Raw genomic sequence first — 19985 nt, forward strand, 5'->3', positions numbered from 1 at the left:
TTTGGCTCCGGCGGTAGGGATCGAACCTACGACCAATTGATTAACAGTCAATGAAAAATACATATAATTCAATAACTTAGATGATTTTTTATAATATTTGCAGTCTTTATATTTCAATGGCTTACCGTGTCTACTGCGGTCCGACGACCCACGCCACCAGCGCAGCATGCCGACTGCGGCATTCCCGCTTTTCAGACCGATCACGACCCCAAAACACTTCGACCTCGGCCCCGTTCAGATCCCGCGCCGGGAGCGCCACCGGGTCAGTGCACGGCACCAGCAGCGATGCTGGAGGGGTGGGCGGCGGAAGCTCGAATTTTGCAGCATCACCGGCGCCGCAGCCGCTCAACGCGGGCAGCAGGCAGGCCGCCACCAGAGGTTTGATCCGCATTTGCCATGTCCTCCAAATCACGCGCCAGCGCGGCGCTCTGTTGCTCTGCCGTCAGACGGGCCACCTCGGCCGCTGCGGCGCGCTTGTCAGCTGCGGCGCGGGCGTCAAGCTCGATCTGTAGCGCCTGCTGCGCGGCACGGAGATCATCGGCGGCCTGCGCGCCAGTGCGCCAAGCATGGACCGTCCAGCCAGCAGCGAATGCCGCCAGCAGCGCGGCGGCTGCTGCGCCTGCACGCCACGTCATCGCATTGCCTCGACAACGCGGGCCCTAAGGCCGTCACCGACGCGCACGGGATCGCTAGGGGCAGCCATGCCAGGCAACCACGAGATATCCCACTTGCCGCGCTGCTTGATGCCAAGCGTCGGTTGCACCTCGGCGTGGCTCAGCACCGTGCGCCGCGTCACCTGGATACCGTGGTCACGGCACAGCTGCGCCGTCAGCTCGACCAGAGCGTCGATCTGCAATTCTGTCATCGGCGCGCGCCCGGGCGAAAATGGCCGCTCAGATGCACCGGCCATGCCGCAAACACCGATGCCGATAGCTCCTGTGTTGGCGTTGAGAGTGTGCGCGGCATAGGCGCCTAATTTTGGAGTGATATTGGCCTCGACGGGCCAGCGGCCGCGATGCACTTGGCCGTCACGGTCGATCAGGTAGTGATAGTGCTGACGGTCCAGATCGCTCGGATACCCACCGCCAGCCGTCCAGTGCCAATGCACGCGCGTCAGTCCAGTGCGGCTCATTCATTCCCCTCCTTTGGCCACGGGATATCGAACATTCTGCTGGTGAAAATCTTGCCGTCGCAGTTGTGCCTGCGATACATCACGGCGCGGTCTGGCCACGGCTCAGGTGAGGTGATTATCCACGCGCCGAACGCCTGCGGAGCGCTGGACGCAGGGCGGCTATCCGGTGTGCCTGAAGGCTCGTCTGCCCGGAAATCAGCGGCCAAAACGATGCCATCGACCACCACCTGCGCCAGTGGCGCGCCAACCGTCTGGCAATCTCGCGGCTTGACCAGAGTGCCGGAGACGCGGATTTCCAGCGCCGTTGCGCTGACCGTCAGCACGCGCACATCGCGCACCGGACTTTGCATGGTCACATCGCGCCACCACTGCGTGCTGCCGATCACCCCCATGATCGGCGCGATCACGGCGACATAGAGCAGGATCAGCGGCACGGCTGACCGCCAAATTGCGACCTCACGGCGCAGGGCGCAGGTGACGCGCGATTTAACCGTTGTCATCGTCGCCGCCCCAACGCTGCACGCGGCTCTCAAATGCCGCGATGGCAATTTTCGCCGTGCTCATCCCCAGCATCCCGGTCGTAAACGTGGCAGCGTCCTGCGCCCCGTCGCCGAGCGGCCCCAGCAGTTTTTCCAGAAGCGCCAGCGTGACCGGGGCAAAATATGCGGCAAACACCGCGCCACCGATGGCAGCCGTGATGCCATCCAAAACCCGCCGCCGCCCGCGCCCGATCAGCCACCAGCGCACCAAGCCACCAGTTGCACCAGCGACGTATGCCCGCCCAGCCTCACCGCCGAGCCAGACAAGCCCGGCGGTTGCATAGAGGATCAGAGACCCCCAGAAATTGTCAGTCATTTTATACCACCGCCCACACCACAACCGGCGTTTCAGGCTCCGGCCTGCACAACGCAGGCAGTGCCTCGATTGCAGCCATCACCTCTGGATCGTCGGTCAGGACGTTGAGGTGATAATCCGGCGAGACGGACATGACCGGGTGCTCAACGCCATACTCGTCCGTATAGGTATCGCCTGTCGGCAGGGCCAGTGCCGGGAGCGGCATGACTGCGGTATGCGCCGACTGCGCCCAGATCGTCGTGCCGTCCTCGTCTGTTGCTGTCAGCAGCGGCATGGCGGCAAATGCGGCGGCCTCGTTGGCGAATTTCAGGTAAAATGGCACCATGGTCACACCCCCGTCACGAGGAATTCTGAGCAGAGAAGGCGGGCCGGGACGCTGCCAGATACAGCCGCACCGATCCGAGCTATCGTGGGCGGGGTGTAGCCGCCGCTACCAGCTGCGCTGACCACATCGCCGTTGATTGTTCCGCTGATTCCGGATGCGGAAAAGATCAGGTCTACGTCGAGCACGTCACCGATGCCAGCGCCCGAGTAAGCAGCGACAACCTGCGAAACACCTGCGGAATAGACCTCTGCCTTGAAAGACCCCGCTACGGTGTCGCGGTATAGAGCGATCCGGTCGTCGTTGTTTCCATCGTCCACCTGAAACACCCGATCATATCCCCCCGTGACCGCCTCCATCCGGAACGTCCCGCGCACACGCACACCGCCCGACACGTCCGCAGTGATCGGCGCGGTGACCAGATCGGCGGCCCGCGTTGCTGCTGCACCAGAGGTATAGATCCTAGACGTGGGAATTGCACCGATTTCGAGTTGTGCCCCGGCATACTCAGCAGACGACCCTACCGGATTATTCCACGGCCAAAGTCCGCCGCCGCCGTGTAGCCAAATGTAACCTGCGGTTGCGCTACCTGTGGCAGTCGCGGCAATCCAGAGCAGATACCACCCATCACCAGCATATATAGAGCCTGATGTGACTGCGCTCCCGTTGAACGCCCCATAGACAGAACTGCCAATCGAGCCGGAGGGTTCCATCCACACTTGCAGCCCAGCGTTCCACTGGAATTTTGCTCCGGTCCCTGTTGACCTCACAAACGCCGACAGGCAGTATTTAGACCCAACGACAGCACCAGATGCTATATTTGATGTTAACGCATAGCCTCTGTTTGTGATCCCTGTAGTCGTCCGGGCGATACGCAGAGCCGCACCTGTGACGGATACAGCCGACAAAGTCGCGGTGACCGTTGCATCATACAACACGACGCCGTCAGGGTTTGGGTCACTCTGCATTGCGAGATTTGTAACCCCAGCCTCGACCAACACAGCGCGTTGGCCATCCAGACAGCCCCAACGCAGCGTGTTCGCGGCGTATGCGAGGAGAGAGCCAGCGCAGTTGACCGCGTAGCCGCCGGTGAGGTTGGCGTTGGATAGGCCGGGAATGAACAACGGATGAACTTTTTGCATGGCGATGCCAAGGCCAAGACCGATCCGCATCACGTCACTCCAACCCGATGACGGTTGCAGTGGTGCCGGTGGCCAGCACGCGCACGACGCGGATCGGGATGAACTCGCATTCCAGAACGGGGATCACCACCTCGGTTCCCGCGGCATCACGGATCGCAAGGTTTCCGCCCGTCAGCACCCGCAGTGCGCGCGGGATGACCGGCAGATTTGCGTCATCATTCGGGGTGATCAGGTGTATACGCGATGCCGGAGATGACAGGTCCGGGGCGTGGTATTTGAAATTGTCATTCATGATTGACTCCTGCTTTCATGGGTTTGTTGTGGTGGATACTGCCTTTGATCGTCACCTGGCCGTGGCCCGCGCCACGAGCGCCCAGTTCGCAACCGTTATGGCGGTCATGCTGTTGGTCGTTCTGGACACGATTTTCGGAGTGCTGAAAAAATCGACACCGATATGCGTGGCATTGACCCAGATCGGGTGAAGTGACGTATCCCCGGAAGTCGACATGTTGGGGGACATGGTGACTTCATCGCCGATCGAATAGCCAAGCTCTGCCGTGATGCAGCGCAGGGAAATCGACCATTGGTTGGGCACGGCACCAAGGCCATGCGCCCACGTTTGCGCAGCGCCGGCAACGTCGATCGCGGTATTCAGGCTTTGGTATGCCGGGAACCGGGCCGCAGTCACGGTCATCAGCTGCACCGGACTGATCGTCGCCTGTCCGTTATCTTCGGCGGCCAGCCACGCCGCATCGTCCTTGTAGAAGTTCAGTGCGTTCAGGACGGCCAGATCACCAAGGACAAGAGCCGCGCGACCGGCTGCGGCGTCGGCCAGCGCGCGGAAGGTCTTACCGAACGCACCAAACCCAAGGTTCGTCAGGGCGGTATCGACGCTTTGCAGGTCCGACAGATTGAGCGACTTGCGCAGTGCCAGCTCGATGCCGGCACTGAGCGCGGCCCAGCTGTCACCATCCCAGATCTTCATCAGTGCCTGCGTGGTGTCGTAATACAGCGCGCCGGCAATCAACGCGTTTCCGTCATTGTCCAGTGCAGGCTCGGATGCCTTTGCCCCAAGATAGCGATCATCGAAGCTGTCCAGCACCGCCTCTGTCATCGCCTGCGCGGTCTGTGCGGCCAGCGCCGATGTCGCGGCGTTAGATGCGGCCGATGCGGCATCCGATGCACTCTGGGCGGCGCCAGCGATCTGTTCCGCACTGGGGCCGTTTTCAAGGCCAAGCCCGTCAGCGCGGATGATCGGCACGCGGTTCGGCTCCGGGTCGTAGGCGGCCAACGCGGCACGGCCGCGGATCGTGGCGCGCAGCTGTTCGCGCAACTCCTGCACGGCCATGGTCAGACGGTCGAGCTGGGCTTCCATGCCGACCTCACGGTCACCATAGCGCGCTTCCCAGCCTTGCGTGGCGACGGTTTCGCGGTCGATCCACAGATCGCGCCCCGCATGCGTGGCAGCAGCGGCCGTGCTCAGCACGATATTGCCCGTGCTGGCCGAACTGGCCGGCGTCACGGTGAAATCGTCCCCCTCGGTCAGCTGCAGCGGCACCCCGTCGACGACGGCATGCACCCGGATCGCGCCCTCGATGTAGGGGCTGGAAATCTGATAGGGGCCGACGCCGGCCACAACGTAAGGATCTGTCTGGACGAAGACATCAAGGGTCATGGCGCAAAGCCTCCAAGCGCATTGGTAAGGTCTGGCAGGCGGTCAGGCGTGGCACGGCCGCGCCTCCACCAGCTTTGAGTGCCGTAGTCCTTGCGCAGCTTGGCTTCCTGCCGGCGCCACATGGCTTCTGCCTCGGGGTCCAGGAAGGGCTGCAGCTGATCCCAGACCATGCGATCCAGCGCAAGGCGCGTCGGCAGCGGGATCAGCGGCTGGAAGGTGGCAACGGGGTTGTAACGGCGCGCCATGTTCACCACGTCGCGGCCGATCAGCGGATCCTTGCCCTCTGCGACGCGGGTGGTATTCGAGGCAACGGCCCGCAAAATGTCACCGCCAAGACCGACCACAGGGCCGCCGATTGTCTCTGCAAAACCACCGCCGGCGCGGCTGGTCGAGCTGGAAAAGAAATCCCCGAATATCCCAACGCCACCACCCTGCAGCAGCGCGGCCGCCCAGAAGCTTTCACTGTCCATTGGGCGCGGGTCGCGGCCCTTCGCCAGTTCCTTCAGCTGCACGGCCAGTCCGCCCATCAGGGTCATCATGGCGACGTATTTCGTCACATAGACGGCGCGGTTCCAGTTTCCCTGAATTTCGGCAACACGCTGGATCTGGTTGAACATCACCGACATCGAATAGGACTTATACATGAGGGTGGAACGCAGCAGCTCGCCACCCACGGATCCCGGCCGTGCATCGCCCACGATGGCCGCGCGCCCGCGCAGGCTGGTCGACGGGATCGAATATTCGACATGATCCTGCACCAGCGCGCCGAAGCGGATCGCGATATCCTCGGTCTGATCGCGGGGCAGGGGGCTGTGTTCCAGAAACCATGTCGGGTTCAGGTGCTGGCCGCCGGTCGCGTCGGTATAGATCGCGGCCGGGTCGCGGATCGCATCCCAATCGGTTGCGCCAAAGCCCCGGTTTTCCATGTAGGTGCGCAGCTTCGGATCGAGCTGGTCGAAACTGCGCCCGGCCAGATCCGCCAGATCGCTGCCGAAGGCCGCAGCCACAGCCACGCGCGAACGATCGGTCAGGAATGACAGGCCATTGCCGCGCAGGACAGCGTTGGTGATGCGGCTGGTCAGTTCCGGCGCCCAGATATCGCCCATGAACCTTGCCTGCGCGTTCGAGGCGTCAAACCAGGTGTCCATAATGAAGCCAAGATCGCGGGCTTTCTGCGGGTTCATGCCGGCCAGAACCTCGCCGAACAGCTCCTTGATCGGCGCATCCTTGTTCAGCCCGATCGCCTGCGATGCGGTGCGCATCGACACCAGATCGGTGACCTGACTGAGCGGGGCGCCGCCAAGCTGCGCGGCCGTCATCAGATTGCGTGCCCCGGCAAGAAAACCCGCCAGCGCCTGATCATGCGGACGGTTCGCAGATCCGTTCAGGATCTTCAGCATGACGCGGGCCTGGTTGCCCTTGCGTTCGATCTTTCGTGCGGCCTTGACGCCAAGGGCGCCATCGCTGCGCGCAACATCCCGGGTCATCACCTGGATTGCATGTTCCAAACCGGCCGTCGGGTTCGGTCCGAAGCTTCGCATCAGGCCGATATCGCGGGCCATGCCGCGCAGATGGCCGATCACGCCATCGAACGGGTTGGCCTTGCCGAAGGCCTCGTTATAGGCCCACCAGTCATCTGCCGATTTGAAATGCAGCACACGATGACCCAGGCGCGCGTTCTTCAGCGCGGCGGCGCCAAGGCCCATGCTGGCCTCGCGCTTCGACCAGCCGTCGCTGATCAGATTTTCGTAGATCGGTTCAAGAAATTCCTTGGCATCGGCGCGCAATGGCTTGGCGCCAGCTGCCACGACAAACGGCTTGCCGGTCTTGAAATTTTCCATGCGGTGCCAGTCGAGCCCATTGTAGACCCGCTCAAACCAGTCCTTGAAACCAGCCTTCTGGATCTTGGCGCCGTCATGGCTGTGCGGCAGCCCGAAATCGTCAAGCCTGCCGATGTCCATGCCATAGCTGTTGGCCAGCGATCGGGCCCGTTCGTATTGCTGCAAGATCGCCTGCGCGACCTGCTTGGCGTTGGCATTGCCACTGTCTTGCAGGTGCAGTTCCTGCACGATCTCTTTCAGGCCGGCGCGATCGCGCACCCGGCCCAGAATATCCGTGCGATGCTGTTCCAGGAATTGCTGGATACCGCCCATGAACTGGCGTTCCAGCCCGCGGATCTCTTTCTCGGTCCATTCCAGATCCTTCAGGATCAGGTCTGGGTCGGTCTGGTGGGCATTGGCATAGCGCGCGTCGTTCCGGGTCATGGTCTGCAACTGGCGCAGCGTGGCGTGGCGGCGTGCCTTGGCGCGCTTCATGAAGCTTTCGACCACCTCTTCGCCGGCGGCGATGCGCGCGTCCGCATCGGCATAGCCGGTCAGCTTGTAGCGATCGACCAGATCCAGATATTCCTTCTCGGCCAGCTGGGCGCGCGCGGGATCGACGGTTCCGGCCTGCACGGCCGCGCGCAGACATGCGTCAAAATTCATTTTGGAACCCCCTTCAGCATGCAGCTGGACATCGCGGCGATCAGTGACTGGTCCTGGTCAAGGTCATCCAGCACCTCGCCCACGGTAACGGTGGGCGCATCCGGGCCCTCGCCCAGGCGGATCTCGGTCTGCGGCGCATCGGCCCAGTTCGTGCGCACGTCATTCATCACCACCACGTCCTTGTCTGGCGCGGCATGATCGCCCATATTCGCGTTGGTATCGGCGTTCTGGCCAGCTGTGTCATCCAGGGCTCGAATAGCGCCGGTGTCCGTCGTGGCGGCGCGGCCGGTATCGTTCTTCTCGACAGCCGCCCGCATTTCGCCGGCAAGCGCATCGTCCGCGCGCTCAACGGCGGGGCTGGATGCGCCATCCGCGAAGCGCGCTACATCCACCCCGGAAACATCACCCAGCGGCTCCACGGGCGGCGTTTGATCCTGTTCCGGGGCCTTGGCGTGGGTGAATGCCGTGCGGGCATCATAGCCCTCCACGGCCCGCTCCAGCGCCCGCACAGGCGTGACGACATCTTCCAGCAAGCCTTCCATGTCTGCGCGACCAACGGTGGCGGCCTCGGCGGCGTAGCGGCGCAGGATCTCGCCGGTGGCCTCGGGGCCGCGCGCGCGCTCACCTTTGTAGAAGACATCCAGCAGCGCCTCGGTCATCGGATCCCGTTTGCCGAACATGTCGGCCTGGGACAGGCGGTCGCGGATCGCGGCGATGACGCTTTGCCCCTCGCGGTTTGCCAGGCGTGCGCGGGCGATCATCCGCACGGTTTCCATCAGCTGATCGGTGATGTCGAATTCAGCGCGCACATATCCCGCCTCGACCATGGACCGGAACGCCGCCCAGTCTGGCGCCAGATCCTCAAGCATCCGCAGGATGCTTTCGATCGCAGGGCTTTCGGTCTCGGCTACCAGCTTCAGCAGATCGTCGGCCCCGAATGCCCGCGCGAACAGCGACTGGCGCAGGCGGCGGATCCCGTCGATGTTCAGTCGCCCATCGGCCGTCAGCAGCGCGGCCCGTTCTGCCTGCGGCATCGTGGCCAGCATGCGGCGCACGAACTCGGTGTTCTCCGGTGTATTCAGACCCTTGCCCGGCTGATAGGCATCAAAGCTGCGCGCGGTCAGGAAGTCCGCATCCAGGCGTGCCTGTTCGCTTGGTGCCATCCGCCCGATCGAGGACACGTTGCTTTCGCGGATGAACGCGCGCCGGGCATCCGGGTCTAGCGCCGACACGCGCTCGGCGATCAGAACCGGCTTGCGCACATCATCTGGGATGTCGAACTCCTCGCGGATCCGCGCGACATAGGCGTCATAGACCTGCGGGTTTTCGGTGATCGCGCGGCCTAGCGCCATGACACGGCCGTTTCCGCTTTCGACTACCATATCCGGTCCGACGACGGGCGCGCCACGGTCGCTTTCCGGGCCCGGCATCAGCCGCGCCGGATCGAGGTTCGCCGCCAACTCTGCGACCTGCAGATCGCTTGCGGCCCGCGTGCGATCGCGCGGCTGCAAATCGCCGGTGGCGGCCTTCAGCTGGTCAAGGTCCACCACACGGTAACGCACCTCGACACGGGTTCCAGCGGGCGTGGTGACCTCATTGAACCTGGTGGTGAAGGGGCGGCGCCCGGGCGTGGCTGCGGTCCCACGATAGGGTCCAGGCTCGGACGGAACATAGCCGGCATAAGGGCCACGATACCCTTCCCACGCGTCTGTCCCTTGCGCGCGGTAAACCCATTGACCAAGTTTTTCCTGCAGGTCTGGCGTCATCACCTCGTCGCCGCGCAGACGCAAGGCCTCCTTCGCTGCGCGCAGGGTCTTTCCGACGATCTGATAACCGCCCATCGGCGTTGCGACCCTGCCGATCTGCGACTTTACCCATTGGGCATAGTCACCGTTCGGATCCGAGAAGGCGATCGCCTCATCGACGGTCATTTCGGTCAGCTTCACATGCGCGAAAGGGCCACCGTCACGGTTCGAGAAGGCGAAAAGGGCATCGAAATCGCCACCGCTTTCGCCCGCAAAAATCCCCCCGCGGATCGCTTCCCAGTTTGCAGGGGCGTCTTTTGCGATCATTGGCATGGCGCGTGCGACAGGCGGGGCGACCGGCACTTCTCGGCCAGACCGCAGCGCCAGCTCGGCCGCATCGACGGCCATCTGACCGTCCAGCCCACCACCCTCTGCCGCCAGCATTGCAGCCTCATCCATGCGGCGCCCGATGACGTAATCGAGCGCACGCGCACCACCGCCAAGCACGGCCGCGAAGCCTGCGCCGGCCAGCGCGGCCGTGCCGATCTGCATGATCGGGTTTGGCGCCTCCAGCCCCAGATCATCCGCTACACGGCGCTGCTTGATCACCTGCGGGACCTCAAGCGCGGCGTTGATTGCGCCTTCCGCAAGCACAGCCATGCTGAAACTTTTCGCGCCGCCCCCGATACCGAGGAACGGGGCAGACCATTCATCGGTCAGTGCGCCGACCATCTGCCCGGAAAACTTCGCGACGGTGCTATCTCCGCGCCCCAGCATGGCCTCATTGTCGGCCAGCTCTTTTTGGCGGCGGCGCGTCACCTCGGCCTCGAACTCTGCGCGTGAAGCCGGCAGATTTCCGAATGCGACAGGGTCGAACTGGCGGCCAAGCTGGATCTTTTCGAACATGGTGTCCATATCCGCCCCGGAACGGATGCGGCGCACGCTTCCAGCGTCTGGCAAGGGGGCGCCGCCGATCATCGGGGTGCTGTCGATCGCACGACCGATTTCGGCCTGATCCGCATCAAACCCGCGGCCGGTCAGGGCGCGGTTCATGTCTTCCTGCAGCGCGCTTTCGATCCCCGCCTTCCAGCTCCAGCTGTCCGAACGGATGTAGTAATCCTTCACCGATCCGATCGCCTGGTCGATAGCAGAAGGAAGGGGGCCATCAAGCGCTGGTGTGACGTTTCCGGATCTGGATTTCAGGGGCCAGTTCATTGTGTGATTGCCCCATGCAAACCGCCACCCGCATCCGAACGACGAACTGCAGCCTGCTCTGCTTCGCTGATCGTTTTGAACCGTGGAAAGCGCTTTCCGCTGGTTTGCTCATACCGCCGCGCGAGTGCGATTGCCTGTTCTTGTGGCAGCTCAATAGAAGTGCCATCTTCGCGCCACCATAGGCTTGGGATATTCCAGATTTGTCCGTCCGGGCTTTCTGTCGTGATGACAATCTCCGTCGAAAAACTTCCGTCACCATTGTCTCTCGCCGTATTTTTCATCGGGTCAAATGGGGCGAACGGTGGAGTTTTTGTTGGCGACGTTTTGCCTTCTACAAAGACATCGACCATCTTCTTCAGATCGACCAGGTAGGGCTTGCCGTCATCGCCATAAAGCGCCTCAAGCCGTCCGGTTGCCGGGTTCTCGACCACCATTTCATAGGCGCTGCCAGTCACCTGCCGCAGTGACAGGCGGCTGAAGGTCTTGGCATTGATCGGCTGTCCACCGGCGCGCGGCGTGTTTCCGCTGGCCGATATATCGCGCCAAGCCTTGTCGACCAGCTCTCCATCCGGCAGGCCTGCGCGCAGGACATCAAAGGCATCTTCGACATCAGCGCCGCTCATGCCCTGCGGCATCAGCGTCAGCTGGCCACGGATCTTCTGCACACCACCCCGCGCATCGCCGGATTTGAACGATCCCGTGCCGCCCATGACCTCATGAATGGCCTGCTGATAAAGCTCTTCGTTCAGGGCTGCGTCTGTCGCGTTCGGATCACCGCGCCGGCGATAGGCATAAAGCGCGTCTGCCGCAGCGATGATCTGGTCACGCACGGCCGCCTCGTCGGCCCGGCCATCGACCGTGCCATCCTCGAAAAGCGTGTTGAACTCGCGAAAGAACGCATCCCGCCGCATCGGCGCTGCGGGCATTCTGGTGTCCTTCGCGTCCAGCGCACGCTGACCGTCAAAGATCTGGCGCGCCAGCGTTTCGTTGCCACCATGCGCAATCAGACCGCCGACATAGGTGAAAAGCGGATCGGCCCCGATTTCCTCGGCGGCATCCTCGGCGACGGAGCCAAGCGCCACAGCCATCGCACTTGCCAGTTTCGCGCGCTCAGCCGGGCTGCGCTCGGCGGCAACCGCCGCTTTCCAGGCCTCGGCCTCGTCCGGGCTGAAAAACTTGACGTCTCTCGTATAGCCAGCATCGCGCAGCGAGGTCGCATAGTTGGCCCGACCGCGCAGCGACACTGCCAGTTCGTCCGGGGTCGCATTCAACGGATCTGGCAGATCCGCCGCGGGCTTCAGGCCGATCTCGCGTGCATAGGCAAAGCGATCGTCGCGGAACCCGGCTTCGGCGGCCGCGATGCTTGACTGCATCGCTTCGGCTAGATCGGCCTCATAGCCCTTCTCGATCGGCAGTGCCTTGGCCTCTGCCAGACGCTTGCGCTGTTCGGCAAGGGGCAGCGCGGCAAAACCAGGCATGTGTTGATGCAAAAGTTTCGCATGGGCATATTGCCGCGCCTCGGGCATGGCGGCCACCTCGGGGTTTTGCAGCAGCGCCTCGGCGTCATCCACGCCAGACCAGTCGCGCCCCTTGCCGAAGACAGAAATTCCGTCTTTCAGCACGTCCTTGGCCGCTGACAGATGTTCTTTCGCGGCGCGCTCAGCCTCGGATTGTGCTGCGGTTTCCGCGGCTGCGATGGCACTGGCGGCACGGGCACGAAACCCTTGCATGCGCTCGGGGTCCATGTGCCCAAAACCTGCCTCTGCCCCACGGTCGATTGCCGCGATCAGAGCTGCCGGATCGTCCGATAGCAGACGTGTGGCCCTGGCGGCCTCCATGTCTGCGGCCGCGCTCTGACGCCGTGTTTCGGCATCTTCCGGCGTGATTGTGCCGGATGCCACAAGATAGCTCAGGTGGTCTTCCAGCTGCGCCATATACGCCGCCTGCGTTTCCGGGTCCGCCGTGGCACCGGTGCGCACCACCGTGTCAGTGGTTCTCGCCAGCGTGGCCATGCGTTGCGACTGGCGCAGTTCGATCGCGCGGGCACCCAGGGCGAAGCCATGCGAGGTGCGCAGCTCGTCGAACATCAGACCGGCATCTTGCTGATTGCGCTGGTCAAGATTGCCAAGGATCTGTGCTTTCAGCTCGTCAGTGCGCGGCTTGAACTGCTGATCGACGGCGTCCGGGTCGCCCATCTGCTCGAACTCAAGACGGATGGCGTTCATGCCTTCCATCATATCGACGCGGGCAGTCTGCAGCTCGCGCTGCAGCCGGTCGGTTTCCATGGCCTTACCGACTTGCGCCATGCGGTCCCCGAAGGCGGCAAGCGTTGCGCCGGCATCGGACTGCGGCACGGGAACATTGGCCAGCTGCGGGGCGCGTCCGGGGGAAATCCCGGCCTTTGGGACAGTCAGGCTCATCGCACCACCCTGGTGTTCATTCCGGGCCACAGGTCCGGGGCGGCGGTCAGCACCTTGTCTGCGGCGCTGAATGTGCCCTTCAGCAGTGAACTGGTGGCCTCGGCGCGCGCGGCCGCCTGCGAATAGCTCAGCTCGGTCTGGCGGGCCTGCCCGGTGGCGCGGATCGACTGGCTTTCAAAGCTCATCTCCTTTGCCGCCACCTGACCCAGCATGATGGCGGTGGGGCTGTCCATCTGCACACCACGCGCAGCCAGTTCGGCGCGCTGCTGGGCGATCTGGCTGCGGAAGGCGGCGCGGGCGCGATTGTCCTGCACCGTGGTCATCTGCGCCTCGATGCGCTTTTGCTCGCCGATCATGGCAGCCTGGCCTTTGGCGGCCTGATAGCCCATGATCCCCTGCGCAAGGGATCCGGCAACACCCAGTATCGTGCCCGCCGTCTGCAGAAACCCGCCCGTGGTGGCGGCGGCTGTGGCGCCGGCCGCGGCCGTTGCGCCGGCTGCGGTGGCGCCCCCTGCGCTCAGGGCTGTCATCAATGGTGCAAGCGGTCCGATACACATCAGCGCGTGGCCCCCGTGATTGTGGGCACGAGCCCGGTGATTGTCAGGGGCGCACCGCCGTGCGGTTCGATCCGCAGGCTGACTGCATCTGACATGCCGCAGGTGACATCGACAGATCCGATACCGGATACTTGCGCCGACAGGTCCGCGCTGACCTGACGCGGCACGATCGGCCGGCGCTCGCGCAGGCGATCCGGGGCACCCAGGTCGCGCTCGACCGCGCGTAGATACCCCTGCGAGGTGCGCAGCATCGAAATTCCGACGCCCGGGGTCAAACGGCGCTTGCGGCCGCTCGTGTCGCCAGACGGTCCAGCAGCCTGAACATCAAGCGTTTCGGCATAATGCGTGTCGTCGAACAGGCCGACGACACCTGTCGTCGCGGGTTGCGCCAGGGTGACTTCGCCACTTTCCCCAACAAGGATCGGCCCATATTCGCCGCCATCCGTCCAGGCATAGACAGACTGTCCGACAAGATGCGGCAGGGCGATCGTGGTGATGCCGCCCGGCGCGTTGATGCGCACCGACGAAAACAGGTGGCATGCCTCGAAGGGGTCTGCTTCTCCGGTCAGATAGGCATGCACGTTGGCAAGCTCTTCGACCATGCACACGGTCTCGCCACCAATCGAACGCTCGACCGCGATCAGAACAGCATCAGATCCCGCCTCCAGCGCGGGGGTCACCGCCATTGCGCAGATAAATCCGCCGGCTACCGGGTGGGTTGCCCAGCCCAGAACATCCTCGCCGGGCTCGTGCAGCATGGGGGCCAGATCGCCGCTTCCCCGGCGGACCCAGCCCATGCGTTGCGGTGCGGATTGCCAGATGATTTCTTCGAAACCTGCCGCCCCCAAATGTTGCGCGGCCCGGCTCAGGTCGATTGCCCGGTTGGCATCGTCCTGAAACGAATAGCTGATCTGGATCAGGCGGCGCTTGTCACGCGTAATGAAAATCGGGTCGCCATCCGGCACCACAGCCGGAACCCGGTGCGCGCCATGCGAGCTATCGACGCGAAAGACCACGTTGGTGGGGCCGATCACCGCATTGGAACTTTCCGTGCGGCTGGAAAACTCTTGCCCGAGAGCAAAGATATGCAGACCGGAGCGCCCGCTTTTCAGGCCGACGATACGGTTGAGCGATGACTGCCCAGATATGGCGTAGGCGAAGCCCTCGTCGGCCTCTACTCCGGGGGTCATGTCGGCATAATCGCCAACAGTGCTGAACCAGACCGTGCGCGGCTCGTCGGGCGTTGCCGCCGCGACCAGACGCTGATCGTGGATTTCGACACAGGACGGCCAGCCCCGCAGGTCAGACCAGGCACCTTCTGCCCAGCGATAGGTCGGGTCGCGGTCGATATTCGGCGGCAGCGTGCGGATCACGTCTGCCATGGCGGCGGTTGGACTTGAAACCGCGCTGATCTGCACGATACCAACGCCATCCGACATGAACTGCCAATAGACCGACGGGGAAATCGAAACCTGCTGGGTGCCGTCTTCGTGGACCGGGGCATTCACGCCGACATTCTGGGTGCCACCGACAAATGTGTAATCATTGGCGCCGATCGTATAAATATCTTCGGGGGCCTCGGATCCTGTCGCTGGCTTCACGAGGCGATAGATCTTGCCATCGTTACGCATCAGCTGACCGATGTTCACCGTGGTTTCTCCGGTCCAGAGCGGAATATCGGTGTAATGCTCCGGTTCGATGCGGAACATCGCGCCGACATGGCCTGCCTCGAACAGGTTTGCGCTGGCTGTCAGCAGGACGGAACCTGTGGTCCCATTGGCCTTCAGGGTTACGTCCTCGTCCAGATTTTGCGCCTTGAACGGTCCAGTGAATGCCGCATCGCCGATAGTCCAGTTGTCCAGCGCATATCGCGCCAGGCGCTGGATCGGCCGCGCACCATCCGTGATGTAGATCACATCCGCACTTTGCACCCAGCTCAGGTTTTGCAGGCTGTCCGCATCGAACGGGGTTGCCAGCTCATAGGGCACGCCGCCGGTTTCGATCAGCTGACCGTAGCGCCACACGCGCATGATGTTGGGGGTGAACTCCAGCACAAGCGCGTCGTCGCTGGCAAACTGGAACGAAATCAGGCGCGGCCGCGCATTGCCATTGGTATAGCCGCGAAAATAGCTGCCGGGACCACGGGTAAAACCGCCCTCGATCATCGGCAGAAATCCACGGCAGGTCCGCAGCCCGGTCTGGAACCGCAGATAATCCGCCCGAAAGCGCAGGGTTGGCGAGACTTCCCCGGACGAAAATGCACGCTGCGGCGGGGCTGTGCGGGTCATATCTGCACCTCGTCCGCCCAGAACCCGCCATCCGTGCGACCGTCATACCGCCGGGCCGAAGCCGATCCGTTGTCGGCATTCAGCGCCTCTTTGAGAAGCTTGTCTGCCAGCGCCTCGATCCGCTCGATCTTGCTGGCAACCTCCATGTGGATGGGGGCAAGGTAGGCAGCCAACCGCGCAGCCACCGCCAGGCGGAAGCGGGCTGGCAGGATGGCCTCATTGTCGACACCGGCGGTGTAGCGGACGGTCAGTGGCCCTGGCGCATCGGCGCGCAGCAGCATCCCCTTGTCCAGGCGGTAGGTGACATCGCCATCGCTGACCGATTGCAGCCGCACGAAATCACCCGGCAGCCGAAAGACATAGGGCATGGCGCTGTCCTCTGCCAGTCCGACGGGCAGGCTAGACAGCGGCGGCAGCGCGACCATCACGGAGGCGAAAGACCAGTCCCCCGCCTCCAGACATTGGCGCAATGCCAGCGGATACATCTGCGCGGCATCGCGCGCCTTGTCGCTGTCATCCGCAAACGACGAAACAGGCGCCAGCTCCATGTAGCGGAACGCCTGCGAAACGATCATCGAAGTTGCGGTTGCGTCCGCCATGCGCCCTCCGAAAGGTCAGACCGGGCCGGATCCGGCCCGATCCGGTGCTCAGCGCGAGCGGTAGTGGATTTCGAACGGCATGCTGCCGGCGCCCGTCGCATCGGCCGGGGCATGCGCATAAAGCGAAACCACGCCCGAGGCGGGTTCGGCGGCAAGGCCCAGAACCTGCCACAGCGCCAGCCCGTGGTTGGCATCCCCGAAGGCGATGGGCGACACCGTGTTGCCCGACGATTTCGCGACCGAAATCAGCGCATCGGCATCGTCCAGCGTGCCGATCGAAACGGTGGCAAAGCCCCAGTTCTCGACATCGAAGGCCGTGCGGCTGTCGAGGATCGCATGCGCGGGCAGATCGACCAGATGATAGGTCGAGGTTGCACTGTCGGCGGCGCTGTTGGCGACCGTGCCGGTGGCGACGATCGGGCGACCACGGACCAGCTCGGGGTCGGCGTTCTGGATATTGTTGATCCGGTCGGTGACCAGGTTCGACTTGATGGATACGACGCCCATTGCGCCCTCCTGTTAGCTGATGGATGACAAAGGCGCGGCCACCAATGGCGGCCGCGCCAAATGGCCGATCAGGCGGCCTCTTTGCATTCGATCGCGATGACGCCCTTGTCCTCGGCACGCACGCAATCGCCATAGGCATCGACATGGGCATAGGGCAGGTTCTTGGCCGAGGTGTCGTTCCACATCTGGCCGATCAGCCCCTGCCATTCGGCATAGACGATGTTGGATTTCGCGAAGATCGGGCAGAGGCGGACACCCGCGGCCTTGAACGGAGAGCGGTTCGTGAAGATCCAAGTGACGCCCAGAAGGCTGGTCGGCTTGCCGGATTGAAGCTGCTGGATCTCGAAGGCATTCAGGCTCTGTTTCGCGGCGACGGCGATGTTCAGCAGGTCGGTGATCTGCTTCGGCGTGATCACGCAGAACAGCTGATCCATGTTGTCTTCGAGGCCGAAATCCGCCAGATGCAGCTGCTCTTTCGCGGCGATCAGCTTTTCCAGCGTCAGACCGGTATCGCCATGCGCCAGATATTGCGCAGCGGGCAGGGGGGTTCCGACGCCGGGCGTCTTGCCTTCCCGCGCGATCCCGAGGATGCCGCCTTCGGTCACCGAAAACTTGCCGTCGGCGCCCTTCGACACACCCAGGATGAGGTCGGCGATACCACGATTGACGGCCATCGTATGCGCGCGCACATAGGTCGAGGTCGGATCGGTCGCGGTCTTGAACTTGTCTTCCTTGGTGATGTACTGGCCGCTTTCGATCGACGGCGTCAGCACAGCCCACCGGCGGGTGCCCTTGACCGGGTTTTCCGGGTTGCGCCGCGACTTTTCCTCGCCGCGCGAATATTCGACCTGATCGAGCAGGTCGGAAACCGACTGCGCTTCCCCGGTCGCGGGGGCGACGGTAACGGCGTTCATCAGCGGGTTCTTGGTCTGTTGTGCCACCATCTGGACCGAGGCGGCATATTGCAGCTTGTGGTGCTGCGTCACTTCCAGGGACATGATCCCCTCCATTTGAAAACTGACGATGTTCTGTGAGTTCTCGGAAGGGGTGCCCGATACCGGACCCTGCCTGGGCGAAACGCTCGCCTGGGCGGCAGTCTGTTGCTGCTGTCAGTCGGACCCGGCGAACCGGGGTGCCCGTCATCTCCTAGCGCTACCAGCGATTTTCAAAACTGCTAGGATTTTTTTTTCGCCCCGGCGCGAACCGGGGCGAAACTCAGTCCATGGATTTGACAGCGAAACCTTCTGTATCCATCATCTCCCGCACAGGCATTCCAAGCAAACGCAGGTCATTCCAGTCATCTAACAAAGGGAATGGCGCGGCCTCGCGTGCAAGCTGTAAAAGTGTTTCTCGCCCAAGGCAGACGGCCAGTGACTCCGGTGACGCGCCGCGCATGATCATCGCGGCGCGCGCATCAGCAATCCGGTCCAGTAGGTCGGTCCTCATTTTCCACCAAAGCCAGCGACTGCCTTGGTCAGCTGATCGAACTTGGGCCGCAGCCGGTTGATCGCGGCGGTGTCGCGGGCGGCGCTGGCCTTGGCCCATTCACCATCGGGCTTCATGAACTCGGACAGCGCGGCCTCGGCATCGGCGCGGGTGGCGCCAAGGCCTTGCTGGCCACCGTTGGCGCGCAGAAGGTTGTCCTCGCCCATCATCTCGCCGATCTTCGCCATGAACTTGATCACCTGCGCATCGCCACTGTCCTTGGACAGCCGCGCGGTGATCGCCTCGACCGCCTGCATGTCCATTCCGGCAGCCTGCGCCACGGCCTGCGCGCCTTGCTGCGCGCGCGCCAGAACGGCAGGCACCTGATCGCCGAATTCGCGGTTCAGATCGGCCATCATCTGGGCATTCGCGCGCTCATAGCCCTGATCCGCCAGCTCGTTCAGCCCCTTGATCTTGTCGGCATAGATCCCGACAAGGCGGTTGACAGCGGCGGGCGGCAGGCCCTCCTCGAAGGCCACGGTGCGGAATTGCGCCTCGAAATCGCTGTCCCACTGCGCATCCTGCGGCCAGCTTTCTGGTTTCGCGATTTCGTAACCATCCGCAGCCTCGGGCAGGCCAAGCGCCTGCGCATTGGCACGGGCCCATTCGCTATAGGCCTGACCGTCGCCGGGACGCTCGATGATCTTGTCAACGCCGCGCCCGATGTGCTTTTCGGCGCTGCGATGACCGCGCACAAGCTTCGGGATCGCCTGCAGCGGATCGTCTAGGTTCAGCCCGCGTGCCGTCAGCCACTCACGCTCTTCGGCGCTCATCAGCTCGTTGTTCTCAAACCACTTCGCGGCCGGCGGCTCACCCGCCGGCGGAACGGCCGGCGTGTCGCCCGCGGGCGGTGCTGCGGGCGGTTCCGCGGGTAGGGCATCGCCGGCAGGCGGTGCCCCGCCATCATTCGGCGCCCAAAGCGGCATGAAGCGGGTCCAGATCGGCTTGTTACGCATCGTCATCCTCCATCAGGGAATTCAGCTCAAAGATTGACAGGTTCATCAGGGACAGCAGCTGCAGCCCCAGATCTCGGCGCCCGGCCTCATAGGCCAGACGGTATGGGTCGGGCGTCTCGACCTCCGGGACGCCGTGGCTCACGTTCACGGGCTGGGTTGTCAGGATGCCCGCCATGGCCACAACGTCATCGCGCAGCTGCGGGCGCTCTGCCGCTGCCGCCCGCCAACGTCTGGCGATCGGCTGTGCCGCCTTTCGGCTGGCAAACATGGTTCGAAGCATCCCGATTTTGTCGATCAGCATTTTTCTCGTGCCTTTCGCATGGCCGTTTCGATGAAATACGATGGCCGGGGCCCAGGGCCCCGATCCTTTTCAGCCTCTCGCACCACGGCTTCGGCGTGCCGCATGCCATCGGCCACGGTTTGGGCATCAAGCCCGGCCAGTGCGCAGACGCTGCGGAAATCCGCCGTTCCGATCCAGGCGCGCGCCTGATTGGCCAGCAAGCCGTCGCGCGTGGGCAACAGAAGATCGCGCAGCGTGGTCAGGATCACTGCGATCCACAGCTGACGGCAGGCCTCGGCCTCGTGCGATCGGTGGCCCATG

Annotated in this window: 21 protein-coding genes; all 21 read right to left on the reverse strand. The window is 63.4% G+C overall.

Annotated features, from left to right (window positions below; translation table 11 throughout):
• Positions 1 to 204 (reverse strand): hypothetical protein (locus tag P2G62_RS16880; RefSeq protein WP_275736055.1); only part of this gene is annotated, 204 nt, incomplete at its 3' end.
• Between the two features lie 122 nt (positions 205 to 326).
• Positions 327 to 635, reverse strand: coding sequence for a hypothetical protein (locus P2G62_RS16885; RefSeq protein ID WP_275736056.1), 309 nt, complete (start codon positions 633 to 635; stop codon positions 327 to 329).
• Positions 632 to 1132, reverse strand: a complete 501-nt coding sequence (locus tag P2G62_RS16890) for a peptidoglycan recognition family protein (protein WP_275736057.1) — start codon at positions 1130 to 1132, stop codon at positions 632 to 634. Before P2G62_RS16890 ends, P2G62_RS16885 begins: the two co-directional genes overlap by 4 nt.
• Positions 1129 to 1632 carry a hypothetical protein gene (locus tag P2G62_RS16895; protein ID WP_275736058.1) on the reverse strand — a complete coding sequence of 168 codons (504 nt, stop codon included), beginning with the start codon at positions 1630 to 1632 and terminating at the stop codon, positions 1129 to 1131. The genes P2G62_RS16890 and P2G62_RS16895 overlap by 4 nt, the downstream gene beginning before the upstream one ends.
• Positions 1619 to 1987, reverse strand: a complete 369-nt coding sequence (locus tag P2G62_RS16900; RefSeq protein ID WP_275736059.1) for a hypothetical protein — start codon at positions 1985 to 1987, stop codon at positions 1619 to 1621. Before P2G62_RS16900 ends, P2G62_RS16895 begins: the two co-directional genes overlap by 14 nt.
• Before the next feature lies 1 nt (position 1988).
• The gene (locus tag P2G62_RS16905; RefSeq protein ID WP_275736060.1) at positions 1989 to 2312 is read right to left on the reverse strand and encodes a hypothetical protein; all 324 of its coding nucleotides are present in this window, start codon (positions 2310 to 2312) and stop codon (positions 1989 to 1991) included.
• Between the two features lie 2 nt (positions 2313 to 2314).
• Positions 2315 to 3481, reverse strand: a complete 1167-nt coding sequence (locus P2G62_RS16910) for a hypothetical protein (protein WP_275736061.1) — start codon at positions 3479 to 3481, stop codon at positions 2315 to 2317.
• 4 nt (positions 3482 to 3485) lie between these two features.
• Positions 3486 to 3743 carry a hypothetical protein gene (locus P2G62_RS16915; RefSeq protein ID WP_275736062.1) on the reverse strand — a complete coding sequence of 86 codons (258 nt, stop codon included), beginning with the start codon at positions 3741 to 3743 and terminating at the stop codon, positions 3486 to 3488.
• A gap of 51 nt (positions 3744 to 3794) precedes the next feature.
• Positions 3795 to 5126 carry a hypothetical protein gene (locus tag P2G62_RS16920; protein WP_275736063.1) on the reverse strand — a complete coding sequence of 444 codons (1332 nt, stop codon included), beginning with the start codon at positions 5124 to 5126 and terminating at the stop codon, positions 3795 to 3797.
• Positions 5123 to 7612: a hypothetical protein gene (locus tag P2G62_RS16925; protein ID WP_275736064.1), complete on the reverse strand. Its 2490-nt coding sequence runs from the start codon at positions 7610 to 7612 to the stop codon at positions 5123 to 5125. Before P2G62_RS16925 ends, P2G62_RS16920 begins: the two co-directional genes overlap by 4 nt.
• Positions 7609 to 10572: a hypothetical protein gene (locus P2G62_RS16930; RefSeq protein WP_275736065.1), complete on the reverse strand. Its 2964-nt coding sequence runs from the start codon at positions 10570 to 10572 to the stop codon at positions 7609 to 7611. Before P2G62_RS16930 ends, P2G62_RS16925 begins: the two co-directional genes overlap by 4 nt.
• Positions 10569 to 12992: a hypothetical protein gene (locus P2G62_RS16935; RefSeq protein ID WP_275736066.1), complete on the reverse strand. Its 2424-nt coding sequence runs from the start codon at positions 12990 to 12992 to the stop codon at positions 10569 to 10571. The genes P2G62_RS16930 and P2G62_RS16935 overlap by 4 nt, the downstream gene beginning before the upstream one ends.
• The gene (locus P2G62_RS16940) at positions 12989 to 13522 is read right to left on the reverse strand and encodes a hypothetical protein (RefSeq protein ID WP_275736067.1); all 534 of its coding nucleotides are present in this window, start codon (positions 13520 to 13522) and stop codon (positions 12989 to 12991) included. Before P2G62_RS16940 ends, P2G62_RS16935 begins: the two co-directional genes overlap by 4 nt.
• Positions 13523 to 13548: 26 nt before the next feature.
• The gene (locus P2G62_RS16945) at positions 13549 to 15837 is read right to left on the reverse strand and encodes a hypothetical protein (protein ID WP_275736068.1); all 2289 of its coding nucleotides are present in this window, start codon (positions 15835 to 15837) and stop codon (positions 13549 to 13551) included.
• Positions 15834 to 16436 (reverse strand): hypothetical protein, encoded by a 603-nt coding sequence (locus tag P2G62_RS16950; protein ID WP_275736069.1) that lies wholly within the window; start codon positions 16434 to 16436, stop codon positions 15834 to 15836. Before P2G62_RS16950 ends, P2G62_RS16945 begins: the two co-directional genes overlap by 4 nt.
• Before the next feature lie 48 nt (positions 16437 to 16484).
• A complete protein-coding gene (locus P2G62_RS16955) occupies positions 16485 to 16943 on the reverse strand; it encodes a hypothetical protein (protein ID WP_275736070.1) in 459 nt (152 codons plus the stop codon).
• Positions 16944 to 17011: 68 nt separating this feature from the next.
• Positions 17012 to 17941 (reverse strand): phage capsid protein, encoded by a 930-nt coding sequence (locus tag P2G62_RS16960; protein WP_275736071.1) that lies wholly within the window; start codon positions 17939 to 17941, stop codon positions 17012 to 17014.
• Between the two features lie 217 nt (positions 17942 to 18158).
• On the reverse strand, positions 18159 to 18389 hold the full coding sequence (locus tag P2G62_RS16965) for a hypothetical protein (RefSeq protein ID WP_275736072.1): 231 nt from the start codon (positions 18387 to 18389) through the stop codon (positions 18159 to 18161).
• Positions 18386 to 19384: a hypothetical protein gene (locus P2G62_RS16970; protein ID WP_275736073.1), complete on the reverse strand. Its 999-nt coding sequence runs from the start codon at positions 19382 to 19384 to the stop codon at positions 18386 to 18388. Before P2G62_RS16970 ends, P2G62_RS16965 begins: the two co-directional genes overlap by 4 nt.
• Positions 19377 to 19685: a hypothetical protein gene (locus tag P2G62_RS16975; protein ID WP_275736074.1), complete on the reverse strand. Its 309-nt coding sequence runs from the start codon at positions 19683 to 19685 to the stop codon at positions 19377 to 19379. The genes P2G62_RS16970 and P2G62_RS16975 overlap by 8 nt, the downstream gene beginning before the upstream one ends.
• Positions 19679 to 19984: a hypothetical protein gene (locus tag P2G62_RS16980; protein WP_275736075.1), complete on the reverse strand. Its 306-nt coding sequence runs from the start codon at positions 19982 to 19984 to the stop codon at positions 19679 to 19681. Before P2G62_RS16980 ends, P2G62_RS16975 begins: the two co-directional genes overlap by 7 nt.
• Position 19985 lies beyond the last annotated feature (1 nt).

Source organism: Paenirhodobacter sp. CAU 1674 (assembly GCF_029222945.1).
Classification (GTDB): domain Bacteria; phylum Pseudomonadota; class Alphaproteobacteria; order Rhodobacterales; family Rhodobacteraceae; genus Rhodobacter.